The organism is Micromonospora sp. NBC_00389 (assembly GCF_036059255.1).
In the GTDB taxonomy this organism is placed as follows: Bacteria; Actinomycetota; Actinomycetes; order Mycobacteriales; family Micromonosporaceae; genus Micromonospora.
In genome coordinates this window covers 5230157-5250189 of sequence record NZ_CP107947.1, presented here as the reverse complement: position 1 = coordinate 5250189, position 20033 = coordinate 5230157, and the positions used below count along the sequence as shown (strand labels likewise).

The following is a 20033-nucleotide window of genomic DNA, read 5'->3' as shown; positions in this document are numbered from 1 at the left end:
GGTGTGCCGGCGGGCGTGTTCAACGTCGTGTACGGCACCGGCCCGATCGTCGGCGAGGGCCATCTCCGCCCACCCGGACATCGACATGATCTCCTTCACCGGCTCCACCCGGGCCGGGAAGCGGATCGCCGCGGTGGCCGCGGAGACCGTCAAGCGGGTCGCGCTGGAGTTGGGCGGCAAGGGCGCGAACATCATTCTCGACGACGCCGACCTGCCCGAGGCGGTCAGCCGGGGCCTGATGATGTCGTTCACCAATGGTGGCCAGGTCTGCGGCGCATGGCCGCGGATGCTGGTGCCCGCCTCCCGTCAGGACGAGGTCGTGGCGCTGGCCGTGGCGGCGGCGAAGCAGTACACCGTCGGCGACCCGACCGACGAGGCCACCCGGATCGGCCCGATGGCCTCCGAGGCCCACCGGCAGAAGGTCGTCGGATACATCGAGCGGGGCATCGCCGATGGCGCCCGGCTGGTGTTCGGTGGCCCGGATCGGCCCGAGGGCCTGGCGAAGGGCGCCTACGTCCAGCCGACGATCTTCGCCGACGTCGACCCGCGCTCCGCCATCGCCCAGGAGGAGATCTTCGGCCCGGTGCTGACGATCATCCCGTACGCGGACGAGGAGGAGGCCGTGGCCATCGCCAACGGCACGCTGTACGGCCTGACCAGTGGCGTCTTCGGCGAGCCTGAGCACGCGACGGCGGTCGCCCGGCGGCTGCGGGTGGGCCAGGTCGACGTGAACGCCGGTCACTGGAACCCGCTCGCGCCGTTCGGCGGCTACAAGCAGTCCGGCAACGGCCGCGAGTTCGGCCGCTTCGGCCTGGAGGAGTTCCTGGAGACCAAGTCCATCCAGCGTTGACCGCGCCGGACGGTCCCCGGCCCGCGCCGTCGGGCCGGGGCCGTCCGCCGCCGCGCATCCTCGGCTTCGGTGAAGATCGTGCTGGATCGTGGATGTAGTGGCCTCGTACGCCCCGTCACACCCCTGGATCCAAGGATCGAGCGCGATCTTGCGAAGGATTCGGTGGGTGGATATGGGATGGCGCCGGCGCGGGGTCCGGTTTGTGGTCTTGTGTCCGTGCACGGCGAGGCGGAACACCGTGCCTGGGCTCGCCTGTTGCACTCAACGTGCCGGTCCACCCGCCGGCACCCACCGATCGGAGACACCGTGGACCGCGCCCAACTCGCCAGCTTCCTGCGTACCCGACGCGAGGCGCTGCAGCCCGAGGACGTGGGACTGCCCCGGGGCCAGCGCCGACGTACCGGCGGGTTGCGGCGCGAGGAAGTGGCCGCGTTGAGCGGGATGTCCACCGACTACTACAGCCGGCTGGAGCAGCAGCGGGGGCCACATCCCTCCGAGCAGATGCTCGCCGCCCTGGCCCGGGGCCTGCGGCTCTCACTGACCGAGCGGGACCACCTGTTCCAGCTCGCCGGGCACGCCGTCCCGCACCGAACGGTCCGGGCCGACCACGTCAACCCGGGGATGATGCGGATCCTCGACCGGCTCCACGACACTCCCGCCCAGGTGGTCAACCACCTCGGCGAGACGCTGGCGCAGACCGCACCGGCGATCGCCCTGCTCGGCGACGAGACCCGGCACTCCGGGCTGGATCGCAGCCTGCACCACCGCTGGTTCACCGATCCACAGACCCGACAGCTGCACCCGGCGCAGGACCACGCGGCGCAGAGCCGACTCCTCGTGGCGCACCTGCACGCGGCGTACACCCGCGACGGCCGGGGCTCGCGAGCGGCGGCGATCGTCGACGCGCTGCTGGCCGCGAGCCCGGAGTTCGCGGACCTGTGGCGGGAGCACCCGGTGCCGGCCGGCTACTGCCCGCCGAAGCACTTCGTCCACCCCGAGGTGGGGCCGCTGGAGCTGCACTGCCAGACCCTGGTGGACCCCGACCAGTCCCAGACGCTGCTGGTCTTCACCGCCGTACCCGGGTCGGAGAGCGACGAGAAGCTGCGGCTGCTCTCGGTCATCGGCTCCCAGTACGCCTGATCCCCCGGCCGCCCAGTCAGCCGCGCAGGAACGCCAGCAGATCCTTGTTGACCTGGTCCTGCAGGGTGGACGTCATGCCGTGCGGGGCGCCCGGGTAGTAGATCTCCTTGGCGTTCGCGACAAGCTTCGCGGTCTTGTGCGCCGAGTCCTTGACCGGCACGATCTGGTCGTCCTCGCCGTGCATCACCAGCGTCGGGATGTCGAACTTCGCCAGGTCGTCGCGGAAGTCGGTCTCGGAGAACGCCTTGATGCTCTGGTACGCGTTCCACAGACCGGACTGCATGCTCCACAGCCAGAACTGGTCGAGGATCCCCTTCGACACCTTCGCGCCGGGCCGGTTGGCGCCGTAGAACATCTGGGCGAGGTCCTGGTAGAACTGCGACCGGTCGGCGAAGAGCTGGCTCCGCAGGTCGTCGAAGACGCTGATCGGCAGCCCTTCCGGGTTGTCCGCACTCTGCACCATGATCGGCGGTACGGCCGAGATGAGCACGGCCTTCGCGACCCGTCCCGTCCCGTGCCGGCCGATGTAGCGGGCCACCTCACCACCGCCGGTGGAGTGACCGACCAGGTTGACGTCCCGCAGGTCCAGTGCCTCGATGACCGCGGCCAGGTCGTCGGCGTACCCGTTCATGTCGTTGCCGGCGCTGGCCTGGCTGGACCGGCCGTGCCCGCGACGGTCGTGCGCGACAACCCGGAACCCGTTCTGGACGAGGAAGAGCATCTGCCCGTCCCAGGCGTCGGCGCTCAGCGGCCAACCGTGGGAGAAGGTGACGACCGGCCCCTCGCCCCAGTCCTTGTAGTAGATGTCGGTGCCGTCCTTCGTCTTGACATAGCTCATGCCGATGCCTCCTGGTCATTGGGCGGGAATCGGACGGACGGCTGGGCCGGCACCCCGTGCCTGCGGACACCGTCTACCGGTCCGGGGCGTCCTTCCCCGATGCTAGGTGCGGCCGCCGGAGGGCTGGGCCACATCGCCCGAATGCTGTTCACGTCGGCGCTGAGGGGCCGGGTAGCGGGCCGGGTAGCGGGCCGGGTAGCGGGCCGGGCTGACGCCCAGATGACGCCGGAAGTGGCGGGTCAGATGTGCCTGGTCGAAGAACCCCGCTCCGACGGCGGCCTCGGCGGGACGCTGCCCCGCGAGGAGCAGGCGGCGCGCGAGCTCGACCCGGCGACCGGTCAGGTACGAGTGCGGCGGCAGCCCGTGTATGTGGGTGAACGTCCGGACCAGGTGGGTTGGGTGGGCGTGCAGCAGCTCGGCGGCCTCGCGCAGCGTGACGCCCTCGACGGTCCGGGCGTCCAGCAGCTCGCGCAGTCGGTCGGCGAGGCCGCGTGTGCCGGGCTGGCCGCTGGCCGGAGCCTGCTGGCGGAGCTGCCGGCGGAGCCGTTCCAGGATGAGCGCGAGCCGACTGTCGGCCTCGAACTCGTCCCCACGTTCGGCGAGCACCTGGTGCAGGTGGTGGATCCGGTGCCGCAGTTGCGGATCGGCCAGGTTCGGCCGGTCGACCGCCCGGCCGGCCAACTCCACACCGAGCGCCGAGGTGTCGAGGTACAGGACCCGCTTGCGGAAGCCGTGCGGCGTCGCGGAGCGGCCGTCGTGCGGCACGTGGGGCGGCAGCAGGGTGACCGACGTCCGCAGCGCGCCGTGCCGGTGCCGGTCGAGGTCGAAGCGGACCGCACCGTCGTCGACGATCAACAGAGTCCACACGTCGTGGGTGTGCGGCGGGTACGCATGATCCACGAAGTGGGCGTGGAAGACCTCGGCGACCCCGGCTACCGTGGGTCGCCACGCGCTGACGTGCGAGCCCGCCGGGCGGGTGGCCACGCTAAGAACGTACAAGACCGGTCGGTGCCGAGGCTGGCAGGTTCGAGTCCATGACCGAACCGATCCGCTTCAACACCAAGATCGCCGTACTGCTCCGCAACGACCTGGCGGGCTGGCAGCGGCTGAACGTCACCGCCTTCCTGGTCAGCGGCATCGCGAACGCCGAGCCGGAGTTGCTCGGCGAGGAGTACCGCGACGCGGACGACACCAGCTACCTGCCGATGTTCCGCCAGCCGGTGCTGGTCTTCGCCGGCGAGCGGGCCATGCTGACCGCCGCGCACTCGCGCGCGCTCGGCCGTGGGCTACGCCTGGCCATCTTCACGCAGGAGCTGTTCGCCACCGGTAACGACCGGGACAACCGCGCCGCCGTGCGGGCGGTCGGCCGGGAGAAGCTCGACCTGGTCGGGTTGGCGCTGCACGCCCCGCGCAACGTGGTGGACAAGGTGTTCAAGGGCGCCAGCATGCACCCCTGACGTGGCCGCCGGGCATCCTCCTGCCACAGGTCCGGGCCAGCGACGAGTCGCGAAAGTGGCCCGGTGTCCAGCGCGGACACCGGGCCACTGGTGCTCAGCCGTCCATCCCCAACGCCTCCACGGGGCTGACCCGGGAGGCCCGCCGGGCCGGCAGCACCCCGGCCAGCGCGGTCAGCACGACCAGCGCCGCGAAGAGCCCGACCAGCGGCAGCACCGGCAAGGCCAGCGGTGCGTTGATCCCGAGGACCTGCACCGCCAACCAGGCGTACGGAATGCCGAGCAGCAGGCCGATCGTCGCACCGATCACCCCGTAGAGACCGGACTCGACGGTCAGCATGCCGCGCAGGCCGGGCCGGGACAGGCCGACCGCGCGGAGCAGCCCGGACTCGCGTACCCGCTCCACCACCGAGAGCGCGGTCGTGGACCCCACACCGACCACCGCAATCAGTACGGTCAGGCTGACCAGGCCGACGGCGATCCAGAGCAGGGTGGTCAGCACCTCGGCGTGGCGGTCCCGCTCGTCGGCGAGCACCGCGAGGCCAACCCCGTCACTGCCGCCGATCGCCTGCCGCAGCGCCTGCACCGCAGCGGTACGGCCGTCCTCGCCGGGGCGGGCCGCGTCGGCCAGCAGACCGCTGAACGCCGGCGGCACGCCGAGCCGGTCGAGGTCGGCACGGTCGGTGACGATGCCCGCGTGCAGGGGGCCGTGGTCGGGCAGGACCGCGGCCACGCGTACGTCGACCGTCTTCCCGGCGAGGGCGAGCGTGGTGCTGTCGCCGGCCCGCAGCCCGGCGTCCCGGGCGACCCAGCTGCCCAGCACGATCCGGCCGGGGCCACGGTCGGCCAGCGTGCCCTGCGCCGCGTCCAGGTCTTCGGTGCTCGGCAGGGCCGGCAGGTCGAGGTCGATGGTCGGGTAGCCGGACTCGGCGCTGCCGAGCCGGTCGGCGCCGCGCATCAGCGTGACGTCGTCGATCCGCCGGTACGGCACCACCCGGGCCAACGCCCCGCGTGCCGCCTCGGCCCGCGTCACGACGGCTGCCGGTAGCGCTTCACCGTTGCTGGCGGTGACCTCGAAATCGGTCGGAGCGGAGAGCGCCATCTCGCGGTCGGCGAGGATCCGCATCGACGCACCGCCGATGACGACACCGGAGATCAGGGTCACGCCGAGCGCGACCACCACGGAGACCGCGGCGGCGCGGCGCGGCGTCCCTCCGATTCCGCCGACCGCCAGCCGCCCGAGCGGCCCGAACTGGCGCAGCGGCCAACCCACCACGGCCAGCACCGGGCGCACCAACAGCGGCCCGAGGGCCACCAGCGCGAAGAACGCCAGCGTGCCGGAGCCGACGAGCAGGAGCAGCCCCGGCATCGGGTCGTAGAACTCCTGGTCCGGCGCGGGCAACCGGCTGACCGTCGCGGCGCATGCCAGTGCCGCGCCGGTGGCCAGTAGCCCCCCGGACACCAGGCGCAGCACCCCGACGCCGCGGCGGCCGGCGGTGATGCTCGCCGCCCGCAGCGCCTCCAGCGGAGAGACCCGGGCGGCGGAGAACGCCGGCGCCAGGACCGCCAGCACGGTGAGGACGACGGCGCCGACCACCACCGAGACCGCGGCGGCCAGTGGCAGGCCCGGCGCCGAGACCGCCTTTCCGGAGGCGCGCAGGACCGCCGGGAGGGCGTGCCCGGCCGCGAGAGCGGCGGTGACCCCGACGCCTCCGGCGACCAGCCCGGTCAGGGCTCCCTCGGCGATCAGCGCCCCGACCAGGGCGCCCCGGCTCGCGCCGACCGCGCGCAACAGCGCGAGTTGCCGCATCCGCTGGGCGAAGACGATGCGGAAGGTCGAGGTGACCACCAGCGCCGCGGCGACGACCGCCACCGCGACGAACATGCCGACCAGGGCGAACAGTCGCCCGACCTGCTCGGCCTCCGCATCGGCCTCCGCCTGGCGGACCTCGTCACCGGTGCGGATCGGCAGGTCGGCCGGCAGCGTCGCGGTCATCCGGCCCCGCACCGTCTCCGCCGACGCGCCGGGGGCCACCCGCACATCGATCCGCTCCAGCGGGATCAGACCGGCCCACGCGGTCACCACGCTGTCCGGGGCGTACGCGTTGAAGCCACCGTCGTCGGGGGTCTCGACCAGGCCGGTGACGGTGAGCCGGGTGGGGGTGGTCAGCTCACCGCCCGTCCCGCTGGTCACGGTGCCGACCGAGAGCCCCAGCCGCTCGACGGTACGCGGGCTGACCGCGATCTCGCCGGGGCTGTCCGGATAGCTCCCCTGGACCAGCCGGACCCTGGCCAGCGGGCCGGTGCCGGGGTCGGCCTGCAGGTTGAGGTACCCCTCGCCGAGGGAGACACCGATGGTCAGCCGGCCGACCGCCTCGGCGACGCCCGGCACGGCGCGGACGCGCTGCAACGCCGCCACGCTGGGCGGCGGCGGCTGCTCCGGATCGCCGATCACCAGGTCGGTGGCGGCGAGGGTGCCGCTGAGGTTGTCCAGCGTGGTCCGTTCGGTGATCTGCTGGGCCAGCACGGTGCCGAAGACGACGAACGACGCGACCAGGATGGCCAGACCGGTCAGGATCAGCCGTCCGGGGCGTCGTGCCGCCGCGCTCACCTGGGTCCGCAACGCCGTCGCCCTCATGCGCCGGCCGCCAGATCGCGCAGCGCGTCGGTGACCGAGCCCTGGTCCGGCTTGTCGATCTCCCCGGCGACCCGGCCGTCGGCGAGCAGCACCACCCGGTCGGCGTACGCGGCGGCGATCGGGTCGTGGGTGACCATGACGACCGTCTGACCGAGGTCGCGTACCGAGTCGCGCAGGATGGTGAGCACCTCCGCGCCGGAGCGGGAGTCGAGGTTGCCGGTCGGCTCGTCGGCGAAGACCACCTCGGGACGCGACACCAGCGCCCGGGCCAGCGCCACCCGCTGCTGCTGACCGCCGGAGAGCTCGCTGGGCCGGTGACCCAGCCGCTGGCCGAGCCCCAGCACGTCGACCAGGTGCGCGAGGAGGTCACTGTCGGGCTGCCGGCCGGCGAGATCCAGCGGCAGCGTGATGTTCTGCGCGGCGGTGAGCTGCGGCAGCAGGTTGAACGACTGGAAGACGAACCCGATCCGGTCCCGGCGCACCCGGGTCAGCGTCCGGTCGGACCGACCCGTGAGTTCCGTGCCACCGAGCAGGACCCGGCCGGAGGTGGCCGTGTCCAGACCGGCGAGGCAGTACATCAGCGTCGACTTGCCGGACCCGGAGGACCCCATGATCGCGGTGAACTCGGCCCGGCCGAAGCCGACCGAGACCCCGTCCAGGGCACGGACCGCGGTGTCGCCGCTGCCGTACACCTTCACCAGGTCGACCGCGGCGACGGCGGCGTGGCTGGTCTCCGGCGGGGCGTGCGTTGTCATGGTTCCTCCAGTGGCTGCGACAGTGACCGGGGAAGCCTCGCCCGCGAGGCTGGGTGGCCGCATCGGCCCGCGGTCCGGGATCACGGGCGCCGGGTCTGCCTTTCGGCCGATCCGGCCGACCCACCGACCTGGCTACGCTGGGTCACGATGAACGCGCCGGGATTCTCGAATTGGTGGATACGCCTGGGCCAGCTCGCCGGCCTGGCAGCCATGGCCCTGCTCGGCCTCTTCGACCTGCGGTTCGGCCTGCTTCGGGGGATGGGCACAGCCTTTGCCCTGCTCCTCCTGGTGCGGTTGGGGCTGGCGATGGCGACCACGCTGGTCTGGCTGCCCGTGCACCGGCAGGGCTCCCGGCTGTTGCCACTGGCGGCGCTCCTGCTGGGCGCCACCTCACTCGCCGTCACCGCCGGTGTCGTCGTGCTCACCGGGGCCGGTACCCGCCCCATCGGCGGCACCTGGGGTCTCGCGGAGTCCGCCGGCCTGTTGGCGGTGGTCTTCGTGGTGGCCCGGCGCGGCGCGCCGCGGCTCGCGCCGTGGGCGGCGGTGGTCGCCGCGCTCGCCGCCGCCGCGCTGCCGCTGCGCGCCGGCGCCGAGAGCGTCTACGTGATCTTCGGGCTGCTCCAGGCACTCGCCGCGGTCGGCGCCGCCGCGGTCGGGATCTACCTGCGCGTGGTCGCCGCCGGACGGGAACGGACGATCGCGCTGGTCCGGGCCGAACAGCGCGCCGAGTTCGCCCGCGACCTGCACGATTTCATCGCCCACCACGTGACCGGCATCGTGGTGCAGGCGCAGGGAGCCCGGTACGTCGCCGAGCAGGACCCGCAGCGGGTGATCGTCGCTCTGGAGCAGATCGAGCGCGCCGGCGCCGAGACGATGGCCTCGATGCGGCGGATGGTCGGCGTCCTGCGCAATCCGGACGCCCCGCCGGACGCCCCGCTGGCCCCACTGGCCGGCGTGGCCGACCTGGCACCGTTGCTGGAGGGCCACAACGGCACGACGAACGCGCCGGCCCGGCTGCACGTCGACGGGCCGCTGGACGGGCTGCCGGTGGAGGTCTCGACCTCGGCGTACCGGGTGGTGATGGAGGGGCTGACCAACACCCGCCAGCACGCCCCGGACGCCCGGTCGGTGGACGTGTCCGTGCGCCGTACCCCGGACTGGCTGCTGGTCCGGGTCGCCGACGACGGCGCGACCCCGCGCACCGCGCCGGCCCGGGGGCACGGCTTCGGCCTGATCGGCCTCAGTGAGCGGGTACGTGCCCTAGGCGGCACGATCACCGCCGGGCCCGGCGTCGCCGGCGGTTGGGTGCTCGACGCGGCGCTGCCGCTGCGGCCGGCGGTGATCCGGTGATCCGGGTACTGATCGCCGACGACCAGGCGATGGTCCGGACCGGCTTCGGCATGATCATCGGGGCGCAATCGGACATGGAGGTGGTCGGCGAGGCCGCCGACGGGGTCGTCGCGGTCGAGCTGGCCCGGCGCCTGCGACCGGACGTGGTGCTGCTGGACATCCGGATGCCCCGCCTCGACGGCCTCGAAGCGCTGCGGCTGCTCGCCGGGCCCGGCGTCACCGACCCGGTCAGGGTCGTCGTGGTCACGACCTTCGACCTCGACGAGTACGTGCACACCGCGCTGTCCAACGGCGCCTGCGGCTTCCTGCTCAAGGACTCCGGCCCCGCGCTGCTCGTGGAGGCGGTCCGCGCGGCCGTGTCCGGCGACGCGTTGATCAGCCCGTCCATCACCGTACGGCTGCTGGAACACCTCAGCCCGCCCGCTCCGGCGCGGGACCACGCCGGCCTGTCCCCCCGGGAGCTCGACGTCGTGAAACTCGTCGCCCGGGGCCTGACCAACGCCGAGATCGCCACCCAGCTCTTCATCGCCGTGGGCACGGTCAAGACCCACCTGGCCAGCGTGCAGACGAAGCTCCCGGCCCGCAACCGCGTCGAGATCGCCGCCTGGGCCTGGGAACGCCGCCTCGTCGGCTAGCGGGCCCGCCGAAGCCGGGTCTGGCGCGGGCCGCGACATCTTGCGACGCTAACGCTCGTGTATGACTACGACCTGTTGGTGCTGGGCTCCGGACCCAGTGGTCAGAAGGCTGCGATCGCGGCCGCCAAGCTCGGCAGGCGGGTCGGCATCGTGGACCGCCGCGACATGATCGGTGGGGTGTGCATCAACACCGGCACCGTCCCCTCCAAGACGCTGCGCGAGGCGGTGCTCTATCTGACCGGGCTGAGCCAGCGGGACCTCTACGGCAGCAGCTACCGGGTCAAGGAAGAGATCACGGTCAGCGACCTGGCCGCCCGCACCCAGCACGTGATCACCCGGCAGACCGACGTCATCCGCAACCAGCTCGCCCGCAACCGGGTCGCGATGATCACCGGGACCGGCCGGTTCGCCGACGCCCACGCGATCTGGGTCGACGGCGGCTCCGGACGCGAGTCCAAGGTGACCTTCGACAAAATCATCATCGCCGCGGGCACCCGCCCGGCCCGCCCGGACAGCGTCGACTTCGACGACCGGACCATTGTGGACTCCGACGGCGTCATCAACCTCCAGGCCGTACCCCGCAGCATGGTCGTGGTCGGTGCCGGCGTGATCGGCATGGAGTACGCGTCCATGTTCGCCGCGCTCGGCACCAAGGTGACCGTGGTGGAACGCCGCGACCGGATGCTCGACTTCTGCGACGAGGAGGTCGTCGAGTCGCTCAAGTACCACCTGCGCGACCTGTCCGTGGCGTTCCGCTTCGGCGAGGAGGTCGCCGCGGTGGAGAAGCACCAGACGGCGGCGCTGTGCATCCTGAAGAGCGGCAAGAAGATCGTCGCGGACACCGTCATGTACTCGGCCGGCCGGCAGGGCCAGACCGACGACCTGGCGCTGGAGTTGGCCGGGTTGCAGGCGGACAGACGCGGCCGGATCACGGTCGACGCCAACTACCGCACCTCGGTGGACAACATCTACGCGGTCGGTGACGTGATCGGCTTCCCGGCGCTCGCGTCCACCTCGATGGAGCAGGGCCGGCTGGCCGCCCAGCACGCCTGCGGCGAGCCGGTCCGGGAGATGCACGGCCTGCAGCCGATCGGCATCTACACGATCCCGGAGATCAGCTTCGTCGGGCAGACCGAGGCACAGCTCACCGACGCCTCGACGCCGTTCGAGGTGGGTATCGCGCGCTATCGCGAGCTGGCCCGTGGTCAGATCGTGGGTGACTCGTACGGCATGCTGAAACTGCTTGTCTCCCCCGACGACGGTCGCCTGCTCGGCGTGCACGTGTTCGGTACCGCCGCCACCGAGATCGTCCACATCGGGCAGGCGGTGATCGGCTGCGGCGGCACGATCGACTACCTGGTCGACGCGGTGTTCAACTACCCGACGCTCGCCGAGGCGTACAAGGTGGCCGCCCTGGACGCGTCCAACAAGATCCGCAACATCACCCGGATCGACGGCTGACACATCGCCAACGCGTGTCGGTGGTTTTCGCTAGGGTGCCGACACTGTTGCAGCGTGGGAGAAAGAGGCAGTCGTGGGCGCATCCGGGTGGAGCTACGTCGTCGCGTACCAGCCAGACCTGGACGCGGCGTTGGACGCCCTGCGGGACAAGGTGTTCGCCGAGGGCGACTACTGGTGGGCCCGGGGCGAGATTCCCAACTCGGCCAAGGACTACGACGACCGCCCCACCACGATGGAGGAGCTCTTCAACGACGAGGCGGTGCAGGAGTCGGGGACGCACTCCATCCTCGACGTCTACCGGGTCCTGAGCGATGGTGAGAGGCCCGACTACGGCACCGTCGAGCCGGTGAGCGCCGCCGAGGCGTTGCGCCTCACCGGGACCGAGCGGCTCACCCGCGAGCATCTGGGAATCATCAAGGATCTGGCCGAGCGGAGCTGGTTCGGCCGCTGCGCGGTCCTGCACGACGTGCAGGGCCGACCCGAGGAGATCTACTTCTGGGGATACTCCGGCGACTGACGGCCGCACCCGGTCACCCGTTGGCGGGATGTCCGGCCGTCCTGGTCGGCTGCCAGAATTCGTCCATGCGACGCACCATCGTCGGGCGGGACGAGGTGTTCGACCGGGCCTGGCAGCTGCTGAGCCAACCCGGGCCGGTGCTGTTGGAGGGGCCCGCCGGCATCGGCAAGACCGAGTTGTGGCGGGCGCTGGTCGCGCAGGCCGCGCAGGCGGGTTGGCTGGTGCTGAGCTGCGCGCCCACCGAAGCCGAATCCGAGCTTCCGTACGCGGCCCTGGCCGACCTGCTCCGCCCGCTCGCCGACCGGGTCGCTGCGCTGCCCCGGCCACAGCGGGTCGCGGCCGAGGTGGTGCTCCTCTCCGGCGACGCCCACGAGGCGGTCGACGTACGGGTGGTCGGGGCGGCCACCCGGTCGCTGCTGGAAGCCGCGACGGCGGCGAACACCCACCCGGCGGTGCTCGTCGCGGTGGACGACGCGCCCTGGCTGGACCGGCCCAGCGAACGCGCGTTGCGGTACGCGCTGCGCCGCGTGACCGGCCTGGCCACCCTGGTGAGCCGCCGACGCGGCCCGGGTGCGCCCGAGGACGTACCCCTCGGGCTCGACGAGGGCCGCCACGGCGACCCGGTCGGCCGTGTCGAGGTGCCCCCGCTCGACGTCGGCGCGCTGCACCACGTCCTGCGCGATCAGCTCGGCGCCACGCTCAGCCGGCCGATGCTCGTCCGAGTGGCCCGGGAGGCCGAGGGCAACCCGCTGCTGGCCATCGAGGTGGTCCGGGCGGTACAACGCCTGCCGCGCCAACCCGCACCCGGTGACGACCTGCCGGTGGCCGCGTCCATGCACCACCTGCTCGCGGACGTCCTCGCCGGGCTGCCCCTGGCCAGCCGCGCCGCGGTGCGACTGGCCGCGCTGCTGACCGTGCCCACCCTGGCCGACCTGGCGGCGGCGGAGGTGTCCGCCGCCGCGCTGGACGCGCCCGAGGAGGCCGGGCTGATCGTCGTGACGCCGACCGGCGTGCGCTTCACCCATCCGGTGTACGCGGCCGCCGTCCGGGCCGGCATCCCGCCGGGAGTCCGCCGCCGGCTGCACCGGCAGCTCGCCGACCTGCTCACCGATCCGGACGAGCGGGCCCGACACCTCGCGCTCTGCGCGACGGACCCGGACCCGGTGGTCGCGGACACCCTCGCCGCCGCAGCCGGGCGGTGGCACAGCCGGGGCGCACCCGACCTCGCCGCGGAGCTGCACGACCGCGCTGGCCAGCTCACCCCGGCCGACGACCGGGTACGCCTGGGCCACCGGCGACTCGCGGCGGCCCGCTGCCGATTCGACAGTGGCGACTTCCCGGCGGCCCGACAGGCGGCCGAGGCGGTCGCGTCGGAGTTCGACGGCGACGTCCGGGCGGAGTCGCTGCTGTTGCGCGCCGTCGTCGCCTGGTCTGGCGGTGAGGCAGCCCGGGTGGCGGTGGACAACGGCACCCGGGCGCTGGCGGCGGCCCGACCCGACTCGGCGCTGGCCGGGCGCATCCACGCCCACCTCGCCGTCTTCGACGACCGGACGGAAGCGGCCCGGGAGCACGCCGAGGCCGCCGCCACGCTGCTGGACGGACGCCACGACGACCACGACCTGCTCGCCGCCGCCCTGGTCCTGCTCTTCTTCCAGGAGGTACGGCTCGGCCAGGCGCCGCGTACCGACCTGTTGGACCGGGCCCTCACTTTGGAGGGTGACGAACCGGCCTGGCTGGCGAGCACGGTGCCCGCGATCTGGTGGAAGTCGATCGACGACGCGGAACGGGCCCGGCGGCGGCTGCACCGGATGCTCGGCCGCGCCGAGGCCCGGGGCGACGAGCCGCTGCAACACGAGCTGCTCTCCCACCTCGGGGAAGCCGAATTGCTGGCCGGGCGGTGGGACGAGGCCGAACGGCACATCACCGCCGCTCGGGAACTCGGTGACCAGCTCGGCACCGGCCTCGTCGGTGAGACCTGGCTGGCTGGGCTGCTCGACGCGCACCGGGGGCGGTTGGCCGAGGCGACCCGGGTGGCCGAGTCCGGCCTGCGGCTCGCCGACGAGTTGGACGACGACTGGTGCCGACGGATCCACCAGCAGTTGGCCGGGTTCGTGGCCCTCTCCGCCGGCAGGATGGAGGAGGCCGCGTCCGCGTACACCAGCCTGGCCGCGACGATCGACGCCAACGGTCTGGTGGAGCCACTCGCCATGCGGTTCGAGCCGGACTGGATCGAGGCGTGCGTCGCGGTGGGCGATCTCGACCGGGCGGCGGCCGTGCTGGAGCGTCTGACAGCCCGACACCGCCGGCTGCCGCGTCCCTGGACGACGCTCGGCTCCGCCCGGGCCCGCGCGCTGTTGGACAGCGCCACCGGCGTCGACCCCGGCGAGGCGCTCGACGCGCTGACGGTGGCGCGGGACGCCGTACCACCGGATGTGCTGCCGTTGGACCGCGCCCGCTGCCTGCTCGTGGCCGGGATCGTGCACCGCAGGTCCCGCCGCAAGCTGCCGGCCCGGCAGGCGTTGGAGGGAGCGCTCGCGGAGTTCACCGCGATCGGCGCGGCGGCGTTCGCGGACCGGGCCCGGGCGGAGTTGGCTCGCGTCGGTGGCCGCCCACCGACACCCCTGCACCTCACCGCCACCGAGGAGCGGGTGGCCCAGCTCGCGGCGCGCGGGCGGACCAACCGGGCCATCGCCGACGAGCTGTTCATCAGCCCGAAGACCGTCGAGGCGAACCTGGCTCGGATCTACCGCAAGCTCAGCATCTCCACCCGCGCGGAGCTGGGTGCCGCGATGAGCAGGGCCGACGCGCAAGCGTAGGGAAACGCCCGATTCCTCGCCACCGGCTGCGACCTAGCCTCAGGTCATGGCCGGCTACCTGTTCGCACTGGAGCAGTACGACCGCTCCCCCGACACGGACGGGGCGGCGCCGGCGTTCGGCACCCCAGACTGTCGGGTGGTCGCCGCCGTCCGGCTACCGACCGACGACGTCGTGATCGCGCTGGTCGAAGGCCCCAACGCGGAGGTGGTGGCCGCGGCCGCCGCAGCCGCCGCATGGCGGGTCGACCGCCTGATCCCGGCTCGGTGGATCCATCCACCCGGGACCGCCCTCATCAATCCGGAACTCCCCTGACCAGCGAGGGAAGCACGACTGTGCGCCGTCTGATCGCACCCGTGTGGTGCTCACTGCTGCTCATCCCGCTGGTCGCCTGCGGCGGAGCGGACGATGGTCCGGCCGCCCCGGTGGCCGACGCCGGGCAGAGCGTCACGGCCACGTCCGGCGGCGACCCGTCGGCCGCTGCCCCGGCGGAGGAGTCGCCTGCCGCGCCGGCCGTCGACGCCTGCGCCCTGGTGTCCAAGCGGGAGGCTGAGAAGCTGGCCGGCACCCCGCTGGAGGACCCGCTGGAGAAGCCGGCGCCGGACCGGGACACCTGCACCTACACCGGCCCGGTCAGCGGTCCGACCGCCCAGGTCGAGGTGTTCGTCGGCCCCGGCGCGAAGAAGTTTCTCGACATCGAACGCGAACTCGGGCACGAGCTGACCCCGATCAGCGGTGCGGGCGACGAGGCGTACGCCGAGGACGGCACGGTCTTCGTCAGCAAGGGCGGGGTGTGGGTCTCCATCCGACTCGTCCGCACCGATGACCCAGCCAGGTACCGCGCGGCCCTGGAGACCCTGGCCCGTACGACCGCCGGCCGGCTGTGACCCGCGGCGGAGGGGACGTGATGGCACCCGGATCCCGGCGGCACCGCGCGATGGTGGCGCTGCTCGCGGTGACCCTGTTGCTCCCGGCGGCCTGCGATCGGGGTGCAGCGGACCCGACGCCGCCCGGTCCGCCGGCCGGTGGCACCGGCGGTGACCAGCGGTACGGTGCGGCGCCCGCGCCCAATCCGGACGTGACCTATCAACCCGACGTGGTGTTCGTGGGCGGCGGCGGTGGATCGGTGCGCGGGCTCTCCGAGGATGCGCTCACCTGGCGCATCGATCCCGCCGCCAGCGGTGCCGACCGTCTCGCCCGGGGCAGGGTCATGTTCCTCACCGGTCGGGCGGTCGGGCGGGTGCTCGATGTTCGCCGCGACGGGGAGGACCTGGCGGTGACCCTGGGACCGGTGGACATCACGCAGGTGATCCGCGACGGCACCTTCGCCGGTGACCGGCCGGTCTCCCTGGACAATCCGATCCGGTACGACGCGGGCACGCCGTTCTGGGCCGAGTACGACGGCGAGGCCGGCGGGGGCGGCGGCTCGGTGACGCCGGTGGTCGGGATGGCGGCCGGCACTGGGCGGCAGAGCGCGATTCGGCCGGCGGCCGGCGCGGGTGAGCAGCGGATCGACGGGTTCGCGGTCACCCCGATCTGCTGCGCGAGCGGAGTCGGCGCGCGGTTCAGCTACGACGGCGGCGGTATCCGCATCGTCGGCACGGTGACGCTGCTGATGAAGAACCCGACGGCCCGGTTCCACCTGGAGATCCGGGGTGGCGCGATCCGTCGGGCGGAACTGCTGATCGGCGGTATGGCCGGGCTGCGGATCGAGATCGCGGGTGCCACCGACGCGGGGCGGAACGTCAACAAACGCCTTCCGATCCCGCTGGACTTCAGCGTGCCGGTCGGCGAGATCCTCGGCGTCCCGTTCTCCATCACCGCCAACCAGCTTGTCGGGGTGCAGACGGCGTTCAGCGCCAAGGACGGCAACATCAAGGCGGCTGGCGAATGGTCGCTGGGCGGCTCCCTCGGGTTCGGCTACGCCGACGGCGCCTTCGGCGTCACGAAACCCTGGAACCTGACCGTCCGCAACAGCATCACCGACTCCATCTACGGCCCGTCGGTCGGTGTCAGCGGCATCATCGTCCATTACCAGGCGGCCTTCCGAGCCGGTCTGGGTGCCTTCGGCTTCACCGCCGGCCTGTATGCCACGGTGACCGCCACGGTGGGGCTGACCGTCGGCTCCGCCCTGGGCGCGCCGATCGAGCTGTGCCGCAGCATCCAGCTCGGCCTGTTCCTGGACTACGGCGTCGGCTACAGCATCCCCGCCGGCCTGGTGAAGGCGGTCAACGCCTTCCTCGAACTGATCAACGCCGGGTCGATCGAGGCGAAGTCGGGCATCGGCCGGGTGGACAACGTGTTCAACAAGCTGGACATCCAGCCGGACGTCAAGATCTGCCGGGCCTGACGGCCCTGGCTGAGCGCAGTGGGGGGCGCCGCAGCCAGGGCCGGGCGTGCCCGGTTCCGGGCCGGACGGTGTGGAGGGTTCGGGGCACCCTCCACACCGTCCGGTGTCGCGTCAGCCTGCCGCGCAGGTCGGGGTCAGGCTGCCGGCGGTGCCATTGGCCTGGAAGCCGAACTCGGTGGACTGACCGGCGCCGACCCGGCCGTTGTAGGCCACGTTCGTCCAGCGCGTGGTGCCGGTGTCACCGCTGCGGTTGGCGTTCCAGGCGTTGGTGACCGTCGCGCCCGTCGGCAACGTGATCGTCACCGCCCAGGAGTTGAGGGCCGACGATCCGGCGGTCACCCGCATCGTCCCCACGAAGCCACCCGTCCACTGGTTCACCGACACCGTCGCGGTGCAGCCACCAGGCCCCGGGGGCGGGGTCGTGGGCGGCGGAGTCGTCGGCGGCGGGGTGGTCGGCGGCGGGGTCGTCCCGTTGTTGAGCGCGGCGAGCACCGCGTCGTACGCCGGCTTCTTGGCGCCGCCGCTGGTGAACAGCAACGGGTTCTGCGAAGCCCGCCACGAATCGCTGTCCCGGATGCCCCAGACGGTGATGCCGTTGCAGCGAGGCACGGCGAGACAGTCCTGAACGACACTGCGGTACGTGGCCGCGGAGGCCCCCTCGATGTCCAGCTCGGTGATCTGCACATCGACGCCGAGCGCCGCGAAGCTGGACAACGTGGTGCGGTAGTTGCTCGGGTACGGCGAGCCGCTGTTGAAGTGCGACTGGAGGCCGACGCAGTCGATGGGCACGCCGCGCTGCTTGAAGTCCCGCACCATCATGTAGACGGCCTGGGTCTTGGCATGCGACCAGTCGTCGGTGTTGTAGTCGTTGTAGCAGAGCTTCGCGGCGGGATCGGCGGCACGGGCGGCACGGAACGCCGCCTCGATCCAGTCGTTGCCGGTCCGCTGAAGGTTGGAGTCGCGCCGGGCACCCGAGCTGCCGTCGGCGAACGCCTCGTTCACCACGTCCCACGCCACGACCTGACCCCGGAAGTGGGTCGCCACCTGGGTGACGTGGTTGAGCATCGCCTGCCGCAGCGCGCTGCCACTCATGTTCTGCATCCAGCCGGGCTGCTGCGAGTGCCAGGCCAGGGTGTGACCGCGCACGCTCATCCCTCGGCTGCGCGCGTGGTTGACGATCTGGTCGGCAGCGCCGTAGCTGAACTGACCCTGCTGCGGTTCGGTCGCGTCGATCTTCATCTCGTTCTCGGGCGTCACCGAGTTGAACTCACGGTTCAGGATCGTGGTGTAGGCGCTGTCGCTCAGCTTGTTCGCGGCCACGGCCGTGCCGAAGTACCGACCCTGCTCGGCGGCGGACGCACCGAGCGTGGTGCCGGCGGCGGCGGGAGCCGCCAGGAGCATCGCCATGCCGGCGGCGAGGGCACCCACCCCGGTCAGCGCGATCGCGGCTCTTGATGCCGCCTTCCATTGCGGGTTTCGCATCGTGCAACTCCAGTTCTGGGTGATGGTGTCGGGGGTCAGGAGGTCGAACAGGCAACGCCGTTCAGGGCGAAGGACGACGGTTTACCGGTGCCGCCTTCGTGGGTGGCCTGGAAGCCGATGTCGACCGACGCGTTCGGCGCGATGGCGGCGTTGTAGGAGACGTTGCGGGCGGTCGCCGCGCCGCTCGCCGGGGAGTACTGCGCGTTCCAGCCGTTGGTGATCCGCTGACCGGTGGGCAGCGTGAAGGTCAGCGCCCATCCGTTCACCGGCGCCGCACCGGTGTTGGTGATGGTGACGCTCGCGGTGAGTCCGGTGTTCCAGGCGTTGACCGCGTACCCGATCCGGCAGGCACCCCCGGTCGGAGGCGGAGTGGTGGGCGGCGGAGTCGTCGGCGGCGGGGTGTTGCCGTCCAGCCCGAAGAAGCGGAGCACCTGCGCGGCGTCGACCGGCAGGTTGTGCGAGACGCCCTGCATGCTGATCGCCTCGACCGGAGCCGTGCCGCCGCTGCTCCCGTACCGGGTCCGGGTGTAGCCGGCCTGCGGTGAGTCGGTGTACGTCGGGCTCTGGCTCAGCCCGTGCACGTTGGTCCACTGCTTGACCTGCTCGCCGAAGTTCGGGTAGCGCAGCGTCTCATCGTTGGTGCCGTGCCAGATCTGCATCCGCGGTCGCCGGCCGGTGTAGCCCGGGTACGCCTCGCGCACCAGGTCCCCCCACTGCTGCGGAGTCCTGATGAGCTGCCCGTTCGCGCACTCGCTGTTCCACTCCGAGCTGCCGCCGGTGGCGAAACAGCCGAACGGCACCCCGGCGAAGGACGCACCCGCCGTGAACACGTCCGGGTAGACGCCGAGCATGACGTTCGTCATCATCGCCCCGGACGAGGTGCCGGCGGCGAAGATCCGGTCCGGGTCGGCGGCGTACCGCTGCCGCACGTGGTCGACCATCGACATGAGCCCGACCGGGTCGCTGCCACCGCCCCGGCGCAGTGCCTGCGGCGAGGACACGTCCCAACAGAGGCTGCTGCGGGTCACCGACGGGTAGATCACGATGAACCCGTACCGGTCCGCGAGGGACGCGTACTGCGTGCCGGAGTGGTACGCCGGACCCGAGCCGGTGCAGTAGTGCAGGGCCAGCAGGATCGCCGGCCGGGACGCCACCCGGTCCGGGACGTACAGGTGCATCCGCAGGTTGGTGGGATTGCTGCCGAAGCCTGTCACCTCGGTCAACGTGGCCGCCGAGGCTGGCGCGGCGAACGCCATCGCGGCAGCGACCAGCGTCACGGTCGCCATGAGGGCGCCAAGCATTCTTTTCTTCAGTCTCATTCGCGATTCCTGGGGAGAGTGGCGCATGGAAGGGGAGTAGATCGAGGACTGCCCTTCGCCCGACCCTGACCGCGGCTCGCGTGACTGTGTCAGCTTCAATCGAGGAGGCTCGATTGTCAAGACTTCCGGAAACCTTTCGCCTCCCGGACTGGGCGGCAGCCTGCGCATCGACCGTGTTCACCGGAAACCGGTGGCGTCGTGTTACCGGAACATTCCCGATAGCCGGTGGTTGCTCCGCTCCGGTCGGGCCGTCCACGTGCCGGATCAGTAGATGCGGCGGCCCCGCGCGTCCGGCACGCCGGACTTGCGGAAGCTGACCGCGACGGTGTCGGTGTGGACCGCAGCAACCGCCTGCGGCAGATCTGGCACGTCACGGGCCGGATCGATCTCGTGTTCCACGAGTTCGACGATCTCCATGGCCCAACCGGTG

At 72.2% G+C, this 20033-nt stretch carries 18 protein-coding genes; 11 read left to right on the top strand and 7 right to left on the bottom strand.

The window, feature by feature from the left end; genetic code table 11:
• The first annotated feature begins 85 nt into the window (after positions 1-85).
• The gene (locus OG470_RS24770) at positions 86-850 is read left to right on the top strand and encodes an aldehyde dehydrogenase family protein (protein ID WP_328415902.1); all 765 of its coding nucleotides are present in this window, start codon (positions 86-88) and stop codon (positions 848-850) included.
• Between the two features lie 306 nt (positions 851-1156).
• Entirely contained in the window at positions 1157-1990 is an 834-nt protein-coding gene (locus OG470_RS24765; protein ID WP_328415900.1) for a helix-turn-helix transcriptional regulator, read from the top strand.
• A gap of 16 nt (positions 1991-2006) precedes the next feature.
• Here the strand turns inward: OG470_RS24765 and OG470_RS24760 are convergent, their stop codons facing one another.
• Together OG470_RS24760 and OG470_RS24755 are read right to left on the bottom strand one after the other, a co-directional pair.
• Positions 2007-2828, bottom strand: a complete 822-nt coding sequence (locus tag OG470_RS24760; RefSeq protein ID WP_328415898.1) for an alpha/beta fold hydrolase — start codon at positions 2826-2828, stop codon at positions 2007-2009.
• Between the two features lie 102 nt (positions 2829-2930).
• On the bottom strand, positions 2931-3812 hold the full coding sequence (locus OG470_RS24755) for an AraC family transcriptional regulator (RefSeq protein ID WP_328415896.1): 882 nt from the start codon (positions 3810-3812) through the stop codon (positions 2931-2933).
• Positions 3813-3862: 50 nt separating this feature from the next.
• On the opposite strand from OG470_RS24755, the gene OG470_RS24750 reads away from it, so the two are divergent.
• A complete protein-coding gene (locus OG470_RS24750) occupies positions 3863-4285 on the top strand; it encodes a DUF2000 domain-containing protein (RefSeq protein WP_328415895.1) in 423 nt (140 codons plus the stop codon).
• Positions 4286-4379: 94 nt separating this feature from the next.
• Here OG470_RS24750 and OG470_RS24745 read toward each other — a convergent pair whose 3' ends face one another.
• Entirely contained in the window at positions 4380-6905 is a 2526-nt protein-coding gene (locus tag OG470_RS24745) for an ABC transporter permease (protein WP_328415893.1), read from the bottom strand.
• A gap of 11 nt (positions 6906-6916) precedes the next feature.
• On the bottom strand, positions 6917-7675 hold the full coding sequence (locus tag OG470_RS24740) for an ABC transporter ATP-binding protein (RefSeq protein ID WP_328415891.1): 759 nt from the start codon (positions 7673-7675) through the stop codon (positions 6917-6919).
• Positions 7676-7822: 147 nt separating this feature from the next.
• On the opposite strand from OG470_RS24740, the gene OG470_RS24735 reads away from it, so the two are divergent.
• The 8 genes from OG470_RS24735 (at position 7823) to OG470_RS24700 (ending at position 16802) form a co-directional block, all read left to right on the top strand.
• On the top strand, positions 7823-9025 hold the full coding sequence (locus tag OG470_RS24735; protein WP_328415889.1) for a sensor histidine kinase: 1203 nt from the start codon (positions 7823-7825) through the stop codon (positions 9023-9025).
• Entirely contained in the window at positions 9022-9660 is a 639-nt protein-coding gene (locus OG470_RS24730; RefSeq protein ID WP_328415888.1) for a response regulator transcription factor, read from the top strand. Before OG470_RS24735 ends, OG470_RS24730 begins: the two co-directional genes overlap by 4 nt.
• A gap of 57 nt (positions 9661-9717) precedes the next feature.
• Positions 9718-11121, top strand: a complete 1404-nt coding sequence (gene sthA / locus OG470_RS24725; RefSeq protein ID WP_328415887.1) for a Si-specific NAD(P)(+) transhydrogenase — start codon at positions 9718-9720, stop codon at positions 11119-11121.
• A 73-nt stretch (positions 11122-11194) separates the two neighbouring features.
• On the top strand, positions 11195-11638 hold the full coding sequence (locus OG470_RS24720; RefSeq protein ID WP_328415886.1) for a hypothetical protein: 444 nt from the start codon (positions 11195-11197) through the stop codon (positions 11636-11638).
• A 65-nt stretch (positions 11639-11703) separates the two neighbouring features.
• Positions 11704-14454: an AAA family ATPase gene (locus OG470_RS24715; RefSeq protein ID WP_328415885.1), complete on the top strand. Its 2751-nt coding sequence runs from the start codon at positions 11704-11706 to the stop codon at positions 14452-14454.
• A 46-nt stretch (positions 14455-14500) separates the two neighbouring features.
• Positions 14501-14767 carry a hypothetical protein gene (locus OG470_RS24710; protein ID WP_328415883.1) on the top strand — a complete coding sequence of 89 codons (267 nt, stop codon included), beginning with the start codon at positions 14501-14503 and terminating at the stop codon, positions 14765-14767.
• 20 nt (positions 14768-14787) lie between these two features.
• Complete coding sequence (locus OG470_RS24705) at positions 14788-15339, top strand: hypothetical protein (RefSeq protein WP_328415881.1); 552 nt, start codon at positions 14788-14790, stop codon at positions 15337-15339.
• 20 nt (positions 15340-15359) lie between these two features.
• Positions 15360-16802: a hypothetical protein gene (locus tag OG470_RS24700; protein WP_328415879.1), complete on the top strand. Its 1443-nt coding sequence runs from the start codon at positions 15360-15362 to the stop codon at positions 16800-16802.
• Between the two features lie 111 nt (positions 16803-16913).
• Here the strand turns inward: OG470_RS24700 and OG470_RS24695 are convergent, their stop codons facing one another.
• The 3 genes from OG470_RS24695 to OG470_RS24685 form a co-directional block, all read right to left on the bottom strand.
• Positions 16914-18284: an endo-1,4-beta-xylanase gene (locus OG470_RS24695; protein WP_328415877.1), complete on the bottom strand. Its 1371-nt coding sequence runs from the start codon at positions 18282-18284 to the stop codon at positions 16914-16916.
• 35 nt (positions 18285-18319) lie between these two features.
• Complete coding sequence (locus OG470_RS24690) at positions 18320-19603, bottom strand: extracellular catalytic domain type 1 short-chain-length polyhydroxyalkanoate depolymerase (protein WP_328415875.1); 1284 nt, start codon at positions 19601-19603, stop codon at positions 18320-18322.
• Positions 19604-19867: 264 nt separating this feature from the next.
• Positions 19868-20020, bottom strand: coding sequence for a hypothetical protein (locus OG470_RS24685; protein ID WP_328415874.1), 153 nt, complete (start codon positions 20018-20020; stop codon positions 19868-19870).
• Between the last annotated feature and the right edge of the window lie 13 nt (positions 20021-20033).

Bases quoted from the DNA above. Each gene is read 5' to 3' on its own strand.
- OG470_RS24685 (WP_328415874.1), bottom strand. From the start codon at position 20,020: ATGGAGATCGTCGAACTCGTGGAACACGAGATCGATCCGGCCCGTGAC.
- OG470_RS24735 (WP_328415889.1), top strand. From the start codon at position 7,823: ATGAACGCGCCGGGATTCTCGAATTGGTGGATACGCCTGGGCCAGCTC.
- OG470_RS24690 (WP_328415875.1), bottom strand. From the start codon at position 19,603: ATGAGACTGAAGAAAAGAATGCTTGGCGCCCTCATGGCGACCGTGACG.
- OG470_RS24750 (WP_328415895.1), top strand. From the start codon at position 3,863: ATGACCGAACCGATCCGCTTCAACACCAAGATCGCCGTACTGCTCCGC.
- OG470_RS24715 (WP_328415885.1), top strand. From the start codon at position 11,704: ATGCGACGCACCATCGTCGGGCGGGACGAGGTGTTCGACCGGGCCTGG.
- OG470_RS24710 (WP_328415883.1), top strand. From the start codon at position 14,501: ATGGCCGGCTACCTGTTCGCACTGGAGCAGTACGACCGCTCCCCCGAC.
- OG470_RS24695 (WP_328415877.1), bottom strand. From the start codon at position 18,284: ATGCGAAACCCGCAATGGAAGGCGGCATCAAGAGCCGCGATCGCGCTG.
- OG470_RS24760 (WP_328415898.1), bottom strand. From the start codon at position 2,828: ATGAGCTATGTCAAGACGAAGGACGGCACCGACATCTACTACAAGGAC.
- OG470_RS24740 (WP_328415891.1), bottom strand. From the start codon at position 7,675: ATGACAACGCACGCCCCGCCGGAGACCAGCCACGCCGCCGTCGCCGCG.
- OG470_RS24700 (WP_328415879.1), top strand. From the start codon at position 15,360: ATGGCACCCGGATCCCGGCGGCACCGCGCGATGGTGGCGCTGCTCGCG.
- OG470_RS24770 (WP_328415902.1), top strand. From the start codon at position 86: ATGATCTCCTTCACCGGCTCCACCCGGGCCGGGAAGCGGATCGCCGCG.